Raw genomic sequence first — 16,749 nt, 5'->3', positions numbered from 1 at the left:
ATGTCTAACGGCCGTATCCTTCACACCATGCTGCGCGTGGGTGATTTAGACAAGTCAATTTCTTTCTATACCGACGTTATTGGAATGAAGTTGCTACGTAAAAACGAAAATACTGAATATAAATACACTTTAGCGTTTTTAGGGTTTGGTGACGAGTCAGAAGGCGCAGTAATTGAGTTAACCTACAATTGGGGCGTAACTGAATACGATCTGGGCAGCGCTTACGGTCATATCGCTATTGGTGTCGATGATATTTACAGTACTTGTGATGCAATTAAAACAGCAGGCGGTAACGTCACTCGTGAGCCAGGTCCTGTGAAAGGTGGCACCACTCAAATTGCATTCGTAAAAGACCCTGATGGCTACATGATTGAGCTTATTCAGAACAAACAAGCAAGTGCAGGTTTAGAGGGGTAATCTCTACTCTTTCACCACGCCTTAATTTAAAACGCCAGCTTAGTTAGCTGGCGTTTTTTCTATCAAAACTAAACTTCGGTACGCCCGAAAGAAATCACCACGCGCTGATTCTTCGCTTTACCTATTGGAGAAGAATTTTCAGCAACAGGACGACGCTTCCCATAGCCTTGAACTTGAATACGGTCTTTAGGTAGTCCCAGTGATTGAAAATAGTCTTGCAGAATCGATGCGCGTTTATCGGAAAGTTGTTGGCTCTCACCTTTAGAATCTGAAGAATCCGTATAGGTCGAGACAAGAACCAAATCGATATCTTGATTGTATCGAACATACTCGGCGATTTGCTCAAGCCTATGTTGGGAAGTCTTATTCAGCTGCTCACTATTACGGTCATAATGTAAAATCGTGAATGAAATGTCTTCGAAGCTATAAGGTAATAGATTGGCGATACAGTCACTAAAGACATTGTATTTGGCTTGGAATAAAACCGAAGACAACGAGACCTCGATTCGCTCATCTCTACTTTGCCAATCTTGATAACTGAAAGTTGGATAGCGTCCTTTTTCCAGCTCACTCAATATACTCCAAGCAGCCTGTCCACCGACATACCCATCAAACTGCTTAAAGAACTGTAGGTTAGTAATTCTGTCGGCACTGTCACCCGGTCTCCATGGAGGCGGTAAAGACACCAAACTCACATTTCGAGTCTCGCCCATAGAACGGCGCATTTTTAATTCAAAGTCCAGATTCATCTTCTTGCTTGCACGTGCGATGAACTCCGCGTCACCGAAATTTGGAATCGGATGAACAAGTCGGCATTCTAGCGGAGAATTACTGACCATTTCCCATTGTGACTGTGTTGGTGTTGCCACATAACGTTTCTCAATTGCCGCATTGGCCGCAGTAGCAGTCATAATAGGCAACAGTGATATTGTTAGTAAGGCTTTTAATTTCATACAGTTAAGTAACTCTTTTGCAATATACGCAACGGCACAGTTTTGCCGCTCTACGTGCTAGATGGATCTCCACATCAGTTACTGCAAAAACCTCGCCATGTTATCGGCTCAATTCACCAACATACGTTTCCTCTGCTTCTTTGTTCAACTTGTTCCCTTTAATGTTTTGATAAATACTCATGAATCATAGCCAAGCATGATTTTTCAAACTTTGTCTGCGAAAATTAAATGACTCGTCTGGTTTTTTATAGTTGGATAATCTGCAATAATGCTGCCTTCGTCACACTAGAAAACTCTGAAATGACCGTAGAAAACGAAGCACTCACCCTAAAAAAGCGATTCCGTGGCTATTTTCCCGTCGTCGTTGACGTTGAGACCGCAGGTTTCAATGCTAAGACCGATGCGTTATTAGAGATTTGCGCAATCACTTTAACCATGGACGACCAAGGAAATTTGCAGCCAGCTTCCGTCTTGCACTTTCACATAGAGCCATTTGAAGGCGCTAACCTAGAGAAAGAGGCACTGGAATTTACAGGGATTCGCGACCCATTTAGTCCGCTTCGAGGTGCTGTGCCCGAACAGGAAGCACTTAAAGAAATCTACAAAGTCATTCGCAAAGAGCAAAAGCAACATGATTGCAGCCGAGCTATCATGGTGGCTCACAATGCTAACTTTGATCATAGTTTTGTTAGTGCAGCGAATGAGCGCGCTAAACTTAAGCGTGTTCCCTTCCACCCGTTTGCCACTTTCGATACAGCCACTCTAAGTGGTTTAGCTTATGGTCAAACGGTATTGGCAAAAGCTTGTAAAGCCGCAGGTATGGAGTTTGACAATAGAGAGGCTCACTCTGCCCTTTATGACACTCAAAAGACGGCTGAGTTATTTTGTCGAATCGTCAACAAATGGAAAGCGCTTGGTGGCTGGCCTATTGTTGATGAACAAGCCCAAGAATAAATAAACACAACTTTTAGAGATTAATATGAATCCTGTCGTTATTTCCGTTTGCATCATGCTGGTTTTGGCCTTGATGCGAGTTAACGTTGTCGTTGCGTTAACATTCAGTGCCATTGTTGGTGGCGTCGTGTCTGGTATGTCATTGACTGAAGCTGTGAGCGCCTTTGAAGGTGGCTTAGGTGGTGGTGCAACCATCGCGCTAAGCTACGCAATGCTTGGTACCTTTGCGGTGGCAATTTCAAAGTCTGGCATCACTGACCTGTTAGCTCAAAGTGTTATTAAGCGTATTCATGGCAAAGAAAGCTCTGCTTCAACTACTGGCCTAAAATATGCGGTACTTGCAGCACTCATTCTCGTTACCATGTCTTCGCAGAACATTATTCCTGTACACATCGCCTTTATCCCAATTTTAATTCCACCTCTATTGGGCGTTTTTGCCAAGTTAAAGCTCGACCGTCGACTGGTAGCATGTGTACTAACTTTTGGTTTGGTGACGCCTTATATGGTGTTACCTGTTGGTTTCGGTGGCATTTTTCTAAACAACATTTTGCTTAAGAACCTTCATGACAACGGTTTGGAATCAGTGACAGCGGCACAAGTGCCAATGGCAATGCTTCTTCCTGCTGCTGGTATGATCACTGGCCTCCTATTTGCTATTTTCTTTAGTTATAGAAAACCTCGTGTGTATGCTGAAACGGAGATGACTCAAATCGATGAAGAGCCAACACATATTAATAAGAAAAACATTGTTGTAGCCATTGCAGGTATCGTCGCAGCGCTTGCTGTGCAGTTAACATCTGGTTCTATGATCATTGGTGCACTTGCAGGTTTCATGGTTTTCACGTTTGGCGGTGTTATCGCTTGGAAAGAAACCCAAGATGTGTTCACTAAGGGTGTTCACATGATGGCAATGATTGGCTTCATCATGATTTCTGCTGCTGGATTTGCCGCAGTAATGAAACAAACGGGCGGCGTAGAATCTTTAGTGGCAGCACTATCAACAAGTATTGGTGACAATAAACCACTAGCTGCTCTGCTTATGCTTATCGTCGGTTTGCTAGTTACTATGGGTATCGGTTCTTCGTTCTCAACCATCCCAATTATCGCAACTATTTATGTGCCTCTGGCACTGGCATTTGGCTTCTCACCAATGGCAACAATTGCTCTAGTTGGTACCGCCGCTGCCCTTGGTGATGCAGGCTCTCCAGCTTCTGACTCAACCCTAGGTCCAACCTCGGGATTGAATGCCGACGGCCAACACGAACACATTTGGGAAACTGTTGTTCCGACCTTTATTCACTACAACATCCCACTGATTATTTTCGGTTGGATTGCTGCGATGGTTCTGTAATCACATCAGATACGAAAAAGGCTTGGTCATTGACCAAGCCTTTTTTATTTCTGTCATCACTCAATAAAGAGAAATGATTGAAAACAACACGTTACGCTTCTTCTTCACCAGCGTTACGTGAAGCCGCTTCTTTGATTAGAGGTTGTAGTTCACCCTTTTGGAACATTTCCATAATGATGTCACAGCCACCAATTAGCTCACCTTCAACCCATAGTTGTGGGAACGTTGGCCATTGTGCGTACTTAGGCAGTTCAGCGCGAATATCTGGGTTTTGTAGAATGTCTACGTAGGCAAATTTTTCACCACAACCCATTAGTGCTTGAGCAGCTTGAGAAGAAAAGCCACAGCTAGGCAATTTAGGTGAACCCTTCATGTAAAGAAGAATTGCGTTTTCTTCAATTTGCTGTTTGATTTTATCGATAGTTTCCATTGCTTCCTCGAAATGCTTTTACTGCGGATATGGTCACATTCTAGCGAATCGCCACAGAATAAAAAGCACAATAATTATGTGGTTATACTATTGTAGCTAAGATGTGATGCAACCGACTCTAATCTTAGCTACCTGAGTTCGGTTTTTAATAAGTCATAACAATAAATTTTCTTGAGAACTCTTTTAATAAAGTAAAAACTTGCTAAAATAGCAAGCAGTCAGTCAACACCCGACTCAATAAAAAATATCTTGGAAGCAATCAGGGTAAAAACCCGCTAATAATCAATGGAGAAGCGAGCAATGGCATTCGAACTACCAGCACTTCCTTACGCAAAAGATGCTCTAGAACCACATATCTCAGCAGAAACTTTGGACTACCATCACGGTAAGCACCACAACACTTACGTTGTTAAACTAAACGGCCTAATTCCAGGTACTGAGTTTGAAGGTAAAACACTAGAAGAGATCGTTAAGACTTCAACTGGCGGTGTTTTCAACAACGCAGCTCAGATTTGGAACCACACGTTCTACTGGCACTGTCTAGCGCCAAACGCTGGCGGCGAACCAACAGGTGCGGTTGCTGATGCAATCAACGCTGCATTCGGCTCGTTCGAAGAGTTCAAAGCTAAGTTCACTGATTCAGCAATCAACAACTTCGGTTCTTCATGGACTTGGTTAGTTAAGAAAGCTGACGGTTCTCTAGATATCGTGAACACTTCAAATGCAGCGACTCCACTAACAGAAGAAGGTGTGACTCCACTACTAACTGTAGACCTGTGGGAACACGCTTACTACATCGATTACCGTAACCTTCGTCCAGACTACATGAATGGTTTCTGGGCTCTAGTTAACTGGGCATTCGTAGAAGAAAACCTAGCTAAATAATCGGATCGATTACTGATTACTTTAAAGGCCTGCTTTCGCAGGTCTTTTTTTATGGTAACCGCCAATTATTGCTAAAGCCCCCTGTTCTCATGCCGATAAAGAAAGAGTCATGAGGGGTATATATGCAAATTCATAGCTTAGACAAAGCGAATTTAATCAACGAACTACAATGTGGTACGTCGCTTTGCCGTGCCGTAGAACAAGGTAGACGCGCTGATTTCGCATTAATTCTATCTATGTTTAGTCATGACTGCCGTGAAACCAGCGTCATTGAGGATATCGATACTGCTATAGCGGACGAAACAGTATTGCGCCAACGCTTCAATGTCCCTACTGCTCAGAAACTTCAGGGGGAGTTGGATGATTATCAAACCTCAGCGGCAATTGCTAATCAATTCCACCAAGGTGGTCTGGCAAGCGCAAAACTTCAGCATTACAGCACACCTGAACCGCTAAACTACCAGCCAACAGATACCATAGGTCTCAGTGAAGAAGTCTATCAAAATCTGTCAGGACATACGCGCCGACAGTTGGCTCAAGGATCTGTTACTACCCCAAATATAGATTACTTATATAACCACCTTTCCACCGCCTACCGTAAAGATACGTTAGCCATCCAAGCTTAACCACACTTTATAAGTGGTTACTAATGTAATCTTGTCCACTTTTTCCGTACACAATGTGATATGTGGCAGAAATAACCCTTTCGTTTAGCACTTTTCTAGAAAAGTTTGAAGTTATTCACATTTGATTCACAGTTTTTCTACCAAGTTATTAATTCAGGGGAATGCCTTTTTGGCTAAATCTATCCGAAACCGACACTTTCGGGGTAACTATGATCATTAAAAATTCAGTTGTACTTATCACATCCGCAGGGACTAGCTTGGGAGCAATGATTGCGTTGCACTTTGCTAAACTTGGTGCCCGTATTGTTCTGTGCGATGTGAATCCATCTTCATTACTGGCTACTTACCGGCGTTGCCTCGAACTTACCGAGCTTGTCGATATGGTGGAGATTGAAGATATATCGTTAGATTCGGTAGAATCTCTGTTCAATGTGATTGAGTCAAAAACTGGTCGATCTCCTGATGTTCTGGTTAATCATTGGACGTCACTCCCACAACAATCCTTAACAGGAAGTTCATCAAACTCGAGCTTTATTCAAAAATTCTCTATGCTCGCCTCCAGTCTATTTATGTTTGGACAAGTGGCAGCGGAGCGCATGGCTATTCACCAATCTGGGGTGATCGTCAATGTGGTCGCGCAAGAGCCAGATCAGCATCATAGTGATTTAGATAACACGACGTCGATGGTGACCGGGTTTACCAAAAGTTGGGCGAAAGAACTAAAAGCACACAATGTACGTGTTGGAGGCGTCATTCCGGTCACAACGCATAACTATCACATTGCCACAAATTGGTCAGAAGTGCAGGACGAGCTAACGAGAACAACGGAATACATAGTGAGTAATGATTATTTCAGTGGTCGAGTTGTAAGTACTGAAGCATAGCCGTGCACAGGTTCAAGTAACGCCCTAAGTAGGGACTCTTTGAAAACCGGATAAAAAAAGCCCCTTCATTTCTGAAGGGGCTTTATCATTTTTCCCGATTTAGATTTCGTGCTAGCGAAAATCTACAACTAAATTAAGCTTCAGCTTTCTCTTTTTTAGCTTTAGCTGCTGGCTTAGCTTCTTGGTCTGCTTTCTTCTTGATTACAGTCGTACCTTCGAAAGTTTCACCTTCAACGAATGCTTTACCGTAGTATGCCGCTTTCAGAACTTCTTTAAGCTCAGAGATTAGAGGGTAGCGTGGGTTCGCACCAGTACATTGGTCATCGAACGCTTCAACCGCTAGCTCGTCAAGCTTCGCTAGGAAGTCAGACTCAGCTACACCTGCAGCTTGAATAGAAGCTGGGATGTCTAGGTCTTGCTTAAGCTCTTCCATCCATGCTAGCAGACGTTCAATCTTCTGAGCAGTACGGTCACCAGCTTGGCTTAGGCCTAGGTGGTCAGCTACTTCAGCGTAACGACGACGTGCTTGTGGACGGTCGTACTGAGAGAACGCAGTTTGCTTAGTTGGGTTGTCGTTAGCGTTGTAACGAACAACGTTAGAGATTAGTAGTGCGTTCGCCAGACCGTGTGGTAAGTGGAACTCAGCACCAATCTTGTGAGCCATTGAGTGACAAACACCTAGGAAAGCGTTCGCAAATGCTACACCAGCGATAGTTGCCGCGTTGTGTACTTTTTCACGAGCGATTGGGTCATTTGCACCGTTCGCATAGCTTGAAGGTAGGTACTCTTTAAGCATCTTAAGTGCTTGTAGAGCCTGACCGTCAGAGTATTCGTTCGCTAGAACTGATACGTAAGCTTCTAGAGCGTGAGTTACTGCGTCGTAACCACCGAATGCTGTTAGAGACTTAGGCATGTTCATAACAAGGTTCGCGTCAACGATAGCCATGTTAGGAGTTAGTTCGTAGTCAGCTAGTGGGTACTTAGCACCAGTCTCATCGTCAGTAACAACTGCGAATGGAGTAACTTCAGAACCAGTACCAGATGTTGTAGTGATACATACAAGCTCAGCTTTTTGACCCATTTTAGGGAACTTGTAGATACGTTTACGGATGTCCATAAAGCGCATTGCAAGCTCTTCGAAGTGAGTTTCTGGGTGCTCGTACATTACCCACATGATCTTAGCAGCATCCATCGGAGAACCACCACCTAGAGCGATGATTACGTCTGGTTGGAAGCTTTGCATTGCTTCTGCACCTTTCTTAACAACAGATAGCGTTGGATCCGCCTCTACGTCGAAGAAAGTTTGAACTTCCATGCCTTGAGCTTTAAGAAGCTTCACTACTTCATCACTGTAACCGTTGTTGAATAGGAAACGGTCAGTTACTAGGAATACGCGCTTCTTACCTTCTAGGTCGCTAAGAGCGATTGGAAGGCTACCACGACGGAAGTAGATAGACTTAGGTAGTTTGTGCCACAACATGTTTTCAGCTCGCTTCGCTACAGTTTTCTTGTTGATTAGGTGTTTAGGACCTACGTTCTCAGAGATAGAGTTACCACCCCAAGAACCACAACCTAGAGTTAGAGAAGGTGCAACGTTGAAGTTGTAAAGGTCACCGATACCACCGTGAGTAGTTGGGATGTTTACAAGGATACGTGCAGTCTTCATCTTGTCACCGAAGTAACGGATGCGGTCAGCGTTAACGTCTTGGTTTGTGTACAGACCAGATGTGTGACCGATACCACCGATTTCAACCATAGTTACTGCTTGAGCAACTGCGTCTTCGAAATCGTCAGCGCGGAATAGACCCAGAGTTGGAGAAAGTTTCTCGTGAGCAAATGCGTCGTCGTAAGAAACTTTACCTAGACCTTCACCAACTAGAACTTTAGTGTCAGCTGGAACTTTAACGCCTGCCATTTCAGCGATTGCTGGAGCTGGTTGACCTACGATCTTAGCATTAAGGTTGCCGTCGATTAGAAGTACTTTACGTACTTTCTCAGCTTCAGCTTTGCTTAGAACGTATGCTTTGTGAGAAGCGAAACGCTCTTTAACTTCGTCGTATACAGAGTCAACAACGATTGCAGCCTGCTCAGAAGCACAAACTACGCCGTTATCGAACGTTTTAGACATAAGGATAGAGGCAACTGCACGTTTAACGTCAGCAGTTTCGTCGATGACTACAGGAACGTTACCTGCACCTACACCGATTGCTGGCTTACCAGAAGAGTAAGCTGCTTTAACCATGCCTGGACCACCAGTTGCAAGGATAAGAGCGATGTCGTCGTGCTTCATAAGAGCGTTAGAAAGCTCTACAGATGGTTGGTCGATCCAACCGATGATGTCTTTTGGAGCACCTGCTGCTACTGCTGCATCTAGAACTAGTTTAGCTGCATCGTTAGTAGAGTTCTTCGCACGTGGGTGTGGCGAGAAGATGATACCGTTACGAGTCTTCAAAGAGATTAGAGATTTGAAGATTGCAGTAGAAGTTGGGTTAGTTGTTGGTACGATACCGCAGATGATGCCTACAGGCTCAGCGATAGTCATAGTGCCTAGGTTGTCGTCTTCTTCAAGAATGCCACAAGTTTTCTCGTCTTTGTATTTGTTGTAGATGAACTCAGACGCAAAGTGGTTCTTGATAACTTTATCTTCAACGATACCCATACCAGACTCTTCTACCGCTTGTTGTGCAAGAGGGATACGAGCTTGGTTAGCTGCTAAAGATGCTGCGCGGAAAATCTTGTCAACTTGCTCTTGAGAGTAAGTTGCAAATTCTGCTTGTGCCGCTTTAACGCGTGCAACCATTGCATCTAGTTCAGCCATATTTGTTACAGGCATAATGAATCTCCTAAAATAAAAAAACTAAAAACTTTTTAGTAAGTTAGCTGTTTGCCATTAATAGTTACTCTTAGGTAACCCAACTCTACTTAGTAAATTGCTTTCATGGCTGAGTATAATATTTCAGGACGTGAAAAAAATTGACTCAGATCAGTTCTGAAAAGTAATTTACCTACTTAGTAGTAACCATTAAGGGTAATGCAAGGTAAGTAATTGTTTTATAACAATTATATTGAGTAAAATACTTAGCTCAAAATTACAGCAATCGAATGATTTTTTTAAATAAACTACAAATTTCTGTAAAAAAGTTTCATTTTTGTACAGATAAATCAAGTAAACCACCCTGCACGTGCTACAGCAAGTATATCCGCAGCCACCTCTAAAACCACCGACATCACATTTTTTTATCAAAAACGTGCTCGCGATAACAAATACGAAACAAGCTTCAATTCAGTTTGCTACTGGTATTGAAATTTATTTTCACATTCTATTCATAAATGCGACCAGCATCATTTGCCATTAGATTTTTTGTGGTTATTGAGTGACATATCGTTAGATTTTTTCATTCGCTTATCGACAAATGTTAGCGTACATTAGCGTCCTAAAATTGGGGACTCCACGCCCATGTTATCCACCTCTTTCACATAGAGTATCGAGAAATGAGTAGTATCGAATTCGCTATTTATTTGCAGTTCTTCTTAGGTCTAGTTGCCGCAGTGAACCCTGTAGGAATCATGCCGGTTTTTGTGTCGCTAACTGGACATATGTCGCTCGAAGATAAAAACAAAACCGCAGCGACAGCCAATATTGCTGTCGCTATCATCTTGATCACCTCGTTGTTAGCAGGCCAAGTACTTCTTGATATGTTTAGTATCTCGCTAGACTCATTCCGCGTTGCAGGTGGTTTGCTGCTACTGAGCATCGCGTTTTCAATGATGTCGGGTAAGCTCGGTGAAGATAAGCAGAATAAACAAGAAAAATCGGAGTATGTCAGCAAAGAGCAAATCGGCGTCGTTCCACTGGCAATGCCATTAATGGCGGGGCCTGGTGCGATAAGCTCTACTATTGTCTATGGCGCTCGCTACCCAGGAATGCTGGAAACAACGGGTATCATCATTACCATTATCGCTTTTGCTCTGTGTTCGTGGCTACTTTATCGCTCAGCGCCTTTAATCGTGCGTTTCTTAGGGCAGACAGGAATTAACGTAATCACCCGTATCATGGGTTTGATTCTCGGTGCATTGGGTATTGAGTTTATGGCAAATGGCCTTAAAGCTTTGTTCCCTGGTTTGGCTTAAATAACCTTTCAAGCCCCACTTTAATAAAGGTGGGGCTACCTTGCCGTCTGCCCTTAATCTCCGCTCTCCGAAACTAAGCCCCCTGCCCCTACACCTCACTTAGGTATATACTAGTTTTTAGTCGTTAACGAAATGTACTTGCTATGGAAAACAATCGGTTAAAGCATCAGCTTTACGTCATCATATTTGGCCATAATACCCGAGCGGGACGAGCGTTTGATATTGCGCTCATTATTGCCATTCTTCTTTCGCTCACAGTGTTAATCCTTCACTCAATCGAAGGGCTTGCGACAGAATGGGATCAAGAATTTCAACTACTCGAGTACTTCTTTACTGCATTATTTACAGTGGAATATATACTCCGGCTGTATTGTTCTCCAAAACCCAAAGCGTACGCCACAAGTTTTTACGGTGTGGTTGACCTCCTTGCCATTTTACCGACCTACCTAGCCCTTCTTTTCCCATCGGCTTCGTTTATGGGGGTAATCAGGCTGCTTCGAGTCATGAGAATATTCCGAATCTTAAAGCTCGTGCGCTATCTTCAAGATTCAAATATTTTGTTGCGTTCTCTACTCATGTCGAGACGTAAGATCTTTGTATTCTTCAGCACAGTAGCAATTCTAGTCACCATATTTGGTGCTTTGATCTTCGTTATAGAAGGCCCCGAGAATGGTTTTACTAGCATCCCACAAAGTATTTACTGGGCGATCGTCACTATAACGACGGTTGGCTACGGCGATTTGGTGCCAAGTACACCTCTTGGCAAAGCGCTGGCATCATTAACCATGCTACTCGGTTACTCTATTCTTGCAGTGCCTACTGGTATTATTACGGCGGAGCTAAATCAAGAAATGAAGACACATAGGAACCTGGTAAAGTGTCCAAACTGCTCAAAGGCGGGACACGAAAGTGATGCTTTGCACTGCAAGCACTGTGGCAGTGAACTTGCTCCACCAGACGAGCGTGTGACAGCCAGTTCAGAAGAATAATTTCCGCCCCCCAATACCAAAAAAAGCCCTCATCTTGAGGGCTTTTTTATTGTTCAATGCATTGATTACGATGCTTTTTCTGCAAGAATAATGCGCAGTGTACGGCGTAGCGGTTCCGCAGCCCCCCAAAGTAACTGGTCACCTACAGTGAACGCATTCAAGAAGTCATTACCCATCGCCATCTTTCTTAGACGACCAACAGGGATAGACATCGTGCCGGTAACTTTCGCCGGAGTCAGTTCTTGAGCGGTAATGTCACGCTCATTCGGGATAACTTTAACCCAGTCATTATGAGTGGCGATGATCTCTTCGATTTCATCCATTGGTACATCTTGCTTAAGCTTGATTGTGAGTGCTTGAGCATGACAACGCATCGCGCCGATACGAACACAAGTACCATCGATAGCAATTGGGTTGCCATCCGTACCAAGGATCTTGTTGGCTTCAACGCCAGCTTTCCACTCTTCTTTACTTTGACCGTTATCGCGTTTTACGTCGATCCATGGAATGAGAGAGCCAGCCAAAGGCACACCAAATTGATCCGTTGGGAAAGAAGACGAACGAATAGTCTCAGCCACTTTACGGTCGATGTCTAGAATCGAACTAGCTGGGTTTGCAAGCTCTGAAGAGACAGCATCATTAACTACACCCATTTGTGAAATAAGCTCACGCATGTTTTTGGCACCGGCACCAGAAGCCGCTTGGTACGTCATGGCACTCATCCATTCGACCATGCCTTTTTCATACAGGCCACCTAAACCAAGCAACATCAAGCTCACGGTACAGTTACCGCCAACAAAAGTGTTTGTGCCTTTAATTAGACCATCTTGAATCTGACCTAAGTTCACTGGGTCTAAAGTAATGATAGAGTCTTTGTCCATACGGAGAGTAGAAGCTGCATCAATCCAATAGCCTTTCCAACCAGCTTGACGTAATGCAGGATAGACTTTTTCTGTGTAGCTACCACCTTGACAGGTAATGACTGCATCAAGTTGTTTCAAGCTTTCGATATCAAAAGCATCTTGAAGCATACCGGCATCTTTGCCGAAGTTAGGGGCTGGGATACCTACTTGAGAGGTACTGTAGAATACTGGTTCGATAACGTCGAAGTCTTTTTCTTCGACCATACGCTGCATCAATACCGAACCAACCATGCCGCGCCAACCAACTAAACCTACTCTCATTGAATTACTCTCCGTGTGAATTTAAAAAAGGCTCCTCCATCTATAAAATTTTCCGAGCCATAACACAAGAGTAAAGTAACAATAAGTGTGTCTTTTTTTAACTAACCCTACCAGTTTTGCTAATTTGAGAAGATTAAGTTGTAAAAAAAGCCCCAATACGGGGCTTCTATAAATTTACGCGCTTGTTTTACTCTCTTTTCTTGCTTGAACCTTCTTACCAAGGATGTAGCCAAGTCCAAGAGGTGCAAAAAAGATCACCAAAATAAACAAGATAAAGTAAACAATAGTGCTCTTAATCAGTTGGATAAGTTTTTCTACAGCTAACGTTACGACATCTTGAGAAATCTTGTCGAGGTCTTGAGCAAACAATTCTCGCTCTTGATTTACGATAAGCGCGATTTCCTTACGTTCACGCTCAACCATTTTAATCAGCTCTTCACGCTCTCTCGCCACCATGTCGTCAAGGGCTTGTCTTTCCGCGCTTAGCTGCGTCAACTTATCTTGAGTCTTGGCATCCAAATCATTGAGTAGTGGCTGCAATTCAATCGCCATCTTCTGCGCTAGATCTCTCATGTACTCGGGATTATTGTTAACGAAGTCCTGAAACGCGTCTGCACTCAACTGGAAACTTTGGATAGCTCCTCGAATATCATCACCATTTACGTTGCTATTTAAAGCAATCAGCTGCGCTTTCCACGTCATTAGCTTTGGTGTTTGTTCCGACATAAGAGATAAACGATCCGAAACATCCGATAGTGCTTCTGGCATGGTTCCAAGCGTTGTTGTAACTTCACTTTCGTCAATCCCCTGCGCTTTTAACCACTCACGATAAGCTGGTGTTCTGGAAAAAGTTAGATTTTCAAAAGGGTGTAACGCAGCGAATTTCTCGACAAACTCTTTGCTAGTAGCGTAGCTATCACCTTTAAACAAGGATTTTGCTAACTGATCAATTTCGTTGCTAAGTTGCTGAGACACTTGTTTAGCGTCATCACTTGTAAACAGAGCTTGACCATTGCCTTGGTTGAAAAAGTTATTCATCTGGATCGTAAACACCCACGAATCGATCAAGCCCGCAGTCGGCGAAACTTGATAAGCAGCTTGCTGTAGACCCTCTTCGGCATGGATTTTCCAAAGTAACACGTACGATTGGTTCATTACGTCATTTTCAGGATACTGAGCTGCAAGCGAATCCGCTGTTGATTCAACTTGGCTAAAAAACTCACGACTGTATTCTCGCGTCATCAAGCGCATATTCAATTCTTGCTTCGTCAGCGGGGTCGTTTGACTATCGAGCTGTACCTCGAGAAGTGAGCAGCCTGAGAGAGCTACCATGAGCAGTAGTAAAAGAAAATTGCGAGTGGCGCGCAATGCGTTCATCAAAAAAGCCTCTGATCGTGAATAAATGTACAACACATTCATTATACTTATAAAACACAAAGTTCTCGCTAAGTGTCAGTGTTTTTGAGTGATTTTGACAAACTCTTTTCTAGGGGCATGTTCAGCCTTAAACCTAAATGCGTGAAAGCCTTAAGCTGTTTTCGCTAATTCAAAGTGCTAGGTCGCCGATTGCGCAATGTAGGCCTGCGCTGACACTATCGCTTGCTGTAAATTAGCATCCAGATCAGCGAGCACGGTTTCAGATAGCGTTTGACTCTCTTTCAAGCTTTTTTCCGCTACTGTCGCAACTTTGCGAAGTTCATCAGCAAAAATACTTCCAGAAACGCCTTTCAACGTATGAGCAATTCGCGTGGCTTGTTCAATGTCGTCGGTTAAATGTTGTTGTAATCTTTCTGCATCTTGCGCGTGCTCTGAAACAAATACCCCCAACAGCAACAACATAGACTCTCGGTCACCGTCAAGAGTGTTCAACATCTTTGAGAAATCTATCGCCTCAGAACTCTCCTTCCTTTGAGCTGAAGCTTGCTGTTCAGTTTCTACCTCAGTCTCCACATTCGGCGCGGTTTTGAGTTGATTAGGCACGGCTTGCGATTCAATTTCCACAGCAAGTGCTAATTCAGGCTCTGAGATGTGCTGCTCCTGCTCAACCGAGCTTTCCGTCGCTAATGACTGGGTAGCGTGCTGCAATTGACTATCCTGAGCAACACGCATAGTCCGGATCGCAGTTAGGATGATTAGAGCCATCGCGACAATACTAAGCATTACTATCATTAATATTTGATGATTAACGATAAGCTTAGATTGATCCGTTCTTTGAGAAAGCTCGCGCATTACCGGGTGATTTACAACTCGTTCGATTAGGAACTCAGTATTCGCAGATTGTGAGAGTAGAACCGATGCTTGAGAGTTTAGAGCTAATAGCTCCAACCTATCCTCTTCTGGTAATTGATACGCCGCACGCTGAATTTCTTCTAGACGCAGATAGACTTGTCTTGGCTCGATAGATTCATTAAACAATGTGTCCAATACTACATAAGACAATTGATTACTTAGCGCTTTTGCACTTGCACTAAATGTTGGCGTTTGCTCGCTAACTCGCGCGATAAACTCATCAAGACGAGTTTCATCACTTGCAAGCAATTCTGCCTGCTCAACAAACCGTTCTAACAAATATACGGTGTGTGATACATCGGAAAGTAGATCTGAGCTTGTTAGAGATTTAAGTTGAATCGCTTGCGCATGTATTAACTGGATATCAAGCTCTATCTGTTCCGAAAACTTAGAGCGATAAGGTTGAGGGAGAAAGAGAGTCTGCTGCAGCTTATTGATACTAATGGATATCTCATCCATTAAATGGTTAATTTGATCTTCTTTAGAAGTCAGGTAAACGACAACCGAAATGGCCAGCGCCCACATCATGCCAACAATGGCAACGACAGTAAAAAGACGTTTATAAGAATTCAACAACCGTTCCCCTTCCTTGGTTCTTGCGATCTAAAAAGCGCTACACAAGGCAGCGCTTTCATTATTTTATCGGTTCCGAGTCAACTGGTCTCTGAGATTAGGAGGAGTCCCCTTAATCGTCAATGTATCAGTTTCTGGATCGTAAAATACGCGCTCACCCAGTAATAGACTATCAAAGCTTAAGTTCAGTCCACCACCCGCACCAACAAATTTTGTTAGCTTGCGAACTGTGGAGCGATCTGCTGGAAAACTGTCTTCAAGATCATAGCCTTGTTCTTGAGTGTAATCTAAAAAGCTCGAGCCTTCATTACTAGGCAGCTCTCCCGACAGTTCTTTTATTTGAACTTCATCACCAGTCTTCAACTGATCACTGCAGTAATCAAAGACCTGTTTCTTGTAACTAACGGTTTCATCTTTATCAAGCTGAGCATCCGCACAATAATCCTCTACCGCTTGCATCAAAATGGTATTTTGCTGTTTGGTGTCCAGCCCCACCTGTGCCTGCAAAAAGTCGAGGAAGAAGTCTGCTACTTTACGACCTACCCTACCTTTGATGTAGGTAAGATAACGGTTAGAGCTTTTATCTAAGTCATAACTGGTTAGGTCAATGCGTGCGGCAATATCCATCTTGGCGATATCGAGATAATCAATTGAACCGATGTTCAATCCTTCAGTGATTTGCAAGCTATTGTAAGAAGGTAGTAAACCAATGAACAGATAGTCGGTTGCTAAAGATTGATACTGTGCCATTACCAAGGTACCCGCTTCTGCAAATGGGTATTTAGCTAACTCAGTTTTTAGTCGCTCGGCGCTGTCTTGCGAGAATGCGTAAAAGTCTTTATCACCTTTTAGCAGCTCACCCAACCAAACCTGGAAGTCACTTTCTTGAGTAAAGGAACCAAATCCTTTTCCTGCTTTCGAATTAAATACGCGATGAAGCTCAGCAACAAGGCTTTCGGTTGAATTATCGTTTGGTAAAAGGGCCTCACGGTAATGAACAACCAGTTCTTCCTGCTCATTTATCGCCAACTGGTGTAAAATAACGTTAGATAGGTTCAAACTCATAGTGAAATTATTATCGTT

15 protein-coding genes are annotated in these 16,749 nt (G+C 43.4%); 8 read left to right on the top strand and 7 right to left on the bottom strand.

Features of this window, described 5'->3' with window-relative positions:
* Complete coding sequence (gene gloA / locus OH456_RS12915; RefSeq protein WP_006072936.1) at positions 1–417, top strand: lactoylglutathione lyase; 417 nt, start codon at positions 1–3, stop codon at positions 415–417.
* Between the two features lie 68 nt (positions 418–485).
* Here the strand turns inward: gloA and motY are convergent, their stop codons facing one another.
* On the bottom strand, positions 486–1,328 hold the full coding sequence (motY, locus tag OH456_RS12910) for a flagellar protein MotY (protein ID WP_412104838.1): 843 nt from the start codon (positions 1,326–1,328) through the stop codon (positions 486–488).
* Positions 1,329–1,670: 342 nt separating this feature from the next.
* On the opposite strand from motY, the gene rnt reads away from it, so the two are divergent.
* Both rnt and OH456_RS12900 read left to right on the top strand, forming a co-directional pair.
* Positions 1,671–2,324, top strand: coding sequence for a ribonuclease T (rnt, locus tag OH456_RS12905; RefSeq protein WP_062458260.1), 654 nt, complete (start codon positions 1,671–1,673; stop codon positions 2,322–2,324).
* A 25-nt stretch (positions 2,325–2,349) separates the two neighbouring features.
* Positions 2,350–3,675 (top strand): Na+/H+ antiporter family protein, encoded by a 1,326-nt coding sequence (locus tag OH456_RS12900; protein ID WP_270033624.1) that lies wholly within the window; start codon positions 2,350–2,352, stop codon positions 3,673–3,675.
* 91 nt (positions 3,676–3,766) lie between these two features.
* Here OH456_RS12900 and OH456_RS12895 read toward each other — a convergent pair whose 3' ends face one another.
* The gene (locus OH456_RS12895) at positions 3,767–4,105 is read right to left on the bottom strand and encodes a Grx4 family monothiol glutaredoxin (protein ID WP_270033623.1); all 339 of its coding nucleotides are present in this window, start codon (positions 4,103–4,105) and stop codon (positions 3,767–3,769) included.
* 300 nt (positions 4,106–4,405) lie between these two features.
* Between OH456_RS12895 and sodB the strand changes: the two genes are divergently transcribed.
* The 3 genes from sodB to OH456_RS12880 all read left to right on the top strand — a co-directional run bounded on the left by sodB (position 4,406) and on the right by OH456_RS12880 (position 6,500).
* Positions 4,406–4,990, top strand: coding sequence for a superoxide dismutase [Fe] (sodB, locus tag OH456_RS12890; RefSeq protein ID WP_031493433.1), 585 nt, complete (start codon positions 4,406–4,408; stop codon positions 4,988–4,990).
* 122 nt (positions 4,991–5,112) lie between these two features.
* Positions 5,113–5,616, top strand: coding sequence for a VC2046/SO_2500 family protein (locus OH456_RS12885; protein WP_006075745.1), 504 nt, complete (start codon positions 5,113–5,115; stop codon positions 5,614–5,616).
* Between the two features lie 209 nt (positions 5,617–5,825).
* The gene (locus tag OH456_RS12880) at positions 5,826–6,500 is read left to right on the top strand and encodes an SDR family oxidoreductase (protein WP_038229491.1); all 675 of its coding nucleotides are present in this window, start codon (positions 5,826–5,828) and stop codon (positions 6,498–6,500) included.
* Between the two features lie 133 nt (positions 6,501–6,633).
* Here OH456_RS12880 and adhE read toward each other — a convergent pair whose 3' ends face one another.
* The gene (gene adhE, locus OH456_RS12875) at positions 6,634–9,333 is read right to left on the bottom strand and encodes a bifunctional acetaldehyde-CoA/alcohol dehydrogenase (RefSeq protein WP_062457764.1); all 2,700 of its coding nucleotides are present in this window, start codon (positions 9,331–9,333) and stop codon (positions 6,634–6,636) included.
* Between the two features lie 659 nt (positions 9,334–9,992).
* Between adhE and OH456_RS12870 the strand changes: the two genes are divergently transcribed.
* A complete protein-coding gene (locus OH456_RS12870; protein ID WP_006070066.1) occupies positions 9,993–10,631 on the top strand; it encodes a YchE family NAAT transporter in 639 nt (212 codons plus the stop codon).
* A 143-nt stretch (positions 10,632–10,774) separates the two neighbouring features.
* Positions 10,775–11,620: an ion transporter gene (locus OH456_RS12865; protein WP_006070065.1), complete on the top strand. Its 846-nt coding sequence runs from the start codon at positions 10,775–10,777 to the stop codon at positions 11,618–11,620.
* A gap of 65 nt (positions 11,621–11,685) precedes the next feature.
* On the opposite strand, the gene asd is transcribed toward OH456_RS12865, so the two are convergent.
* From asd to yejK, 4 genes are all read right to left on the bottom strand, one after another.
* On the bottom strand, positions 11,686–12,804 hold the full coding sequence (gene asd, locus OH456_RS12860; RefSeq protein WP_006070064.1) for an aspartate-semialdehyde dehydrogenase: 1,119 nt from the start codon (positions 12,802–12,804) through the stop codon (positions 11,686–11,688).
* Positions 12,805–12,978: 174 nt separating this feature from the next.
* Entirely contained in the window at positions 12,979–14,181 is a 1,203-nt protein-coding gene (locus OH456_RS12855; RefSeq protein WP_270033622.1) for a chemotaxis protein, read from the bottom strand.
* Positions 14,182–14,358: 177 nt separating this feature from the next.
* The gene (locus OH456_RS12850; RefSeq protein WP_270033621.1) at positions 14,359–15,666 is read right to left on the bottom strand and encodes an Hpt domain-containing protein; all 1,308 of its coding nucleotides are present in this window, start codon (positions 15,664–15,666) and stop codon (positions 14,359–14,361) included.
* A 66-nt stretch (positions 15,667–15,732) separates the two neighbouring features.
* Complete coding sequence (gene yejK / locus OH456_RS12845; RefSeq protein WP_171388426.1) at positions 15,733–16,731, bottom strand: nucleoid-associated protein YejK; 999 nt, start codon at positions 16,729–16,731, stop codon at positions 15,733–15,735.
* Positions 16,732–16,749 lie beyond the last annotated feature (18 nt).

It is taken from the genome of Vibrio sp. La 4.2.2, from assembly GCF_027586995.1.
Classification (GTDB): domain Bacteria; phylum Pseudomonadota; class Gammaproteobacteria; order Enterobacterales; family Vibrionaceae; genus Vibrio; species Vibrio mediterranei.
This window is presented reverse-complemented; position numbering and strand designations above follow the sequence as displayed.

Coding starts and splice junctions, on each gene's coding strand:
- adhE (WP_062457764.1), bottom strand. CDS start 9,333: ATGCCTGTAACAAATATGGCTGAACTAGATGCAATGGTTGCACGCGTT.
- OH456_RS12855 (WP_270033622.1), bottom strand. CDS start 14,181: ATGAACGCATTGCGCGCCACTCGCAATTTTCTTTTACTACTGCTCATG.
- rnt (WP_062458260.1), top strand. CDS start 1,671: ATGACCGTAGAAAACGAAGCACTCACCCTAAAAAAGCGATTCCGTGGC.
- sodB (WP_031493433.1), top strand. CDS start 4,406: ATGGCATTCGAACTACCAGCACTTCCTTACGCAAAAGATGCTCTAGAA.
- OH456_RS12865 (WP_006070065.1), top strand. CDS start 10,775: ATGGAAAACAATCGGTTAAAGCATCAGCTTTACGTCATCATATTTGGC.
- OH456_RS12880 (WP_038229491.1), top strand. CDS start 5,826: ATGATCATTAAAAATTCAGTTGTACTTATCACATCCGCAGGGACTAGC.
- motY (WP_412104838.1), bottom strand. CDS start 1,328: ATGACTGCTACTGCGGCCAATGCGGCAATTGAGAAACGTTATGTGGCA.
- asd (WP_006070064.1), bottom strand. CDS start 12,804: ATGAGAGTAGGTTTAGTTGGTTGGCGCGGCATGGTTGGTTCGGTATTG.
- OH456_RS12870 (WP_006070066.1), top strand. CDS start 9,993: ATGAGTAGTATCGAATTCGCTATTTATTTGCAGTTCTTCTTAGGTCTA.
- OH456_RS12895 (WP_270033623.1), bottom strand. CDS start 4,105: ATGGAAACTATCGATAAAATCAAACAGCAAATTGAAGAAAACGCAATT.
- gloA (WP_006072936.1), top strand. CDS start 1: ATGTCTAACGGCCGTATCCTTCACACCATGCTGCGCGTGGGTGATTTA.
- OH456_RS12900 (WP_270033624.1), top strand. CDS start 2,350: ATGAATCCTGTCGTTATTTCCGTTTGCATCATGCTGGTTTTGGCCTTG.
- OH456_RS12885 (WP_006075745.1), top strand. CDS start 5,113: ATGCAAATTCATAGCTTAGACAAAGCGAATTTAATCAACGAACTACAA.
- yejK (WP_171388426.1), bottom strand. CDS start 16,731: ATGAGTTTGAACCTATCTAACGTTATTTTACACCAGTTGGCGATAAAT.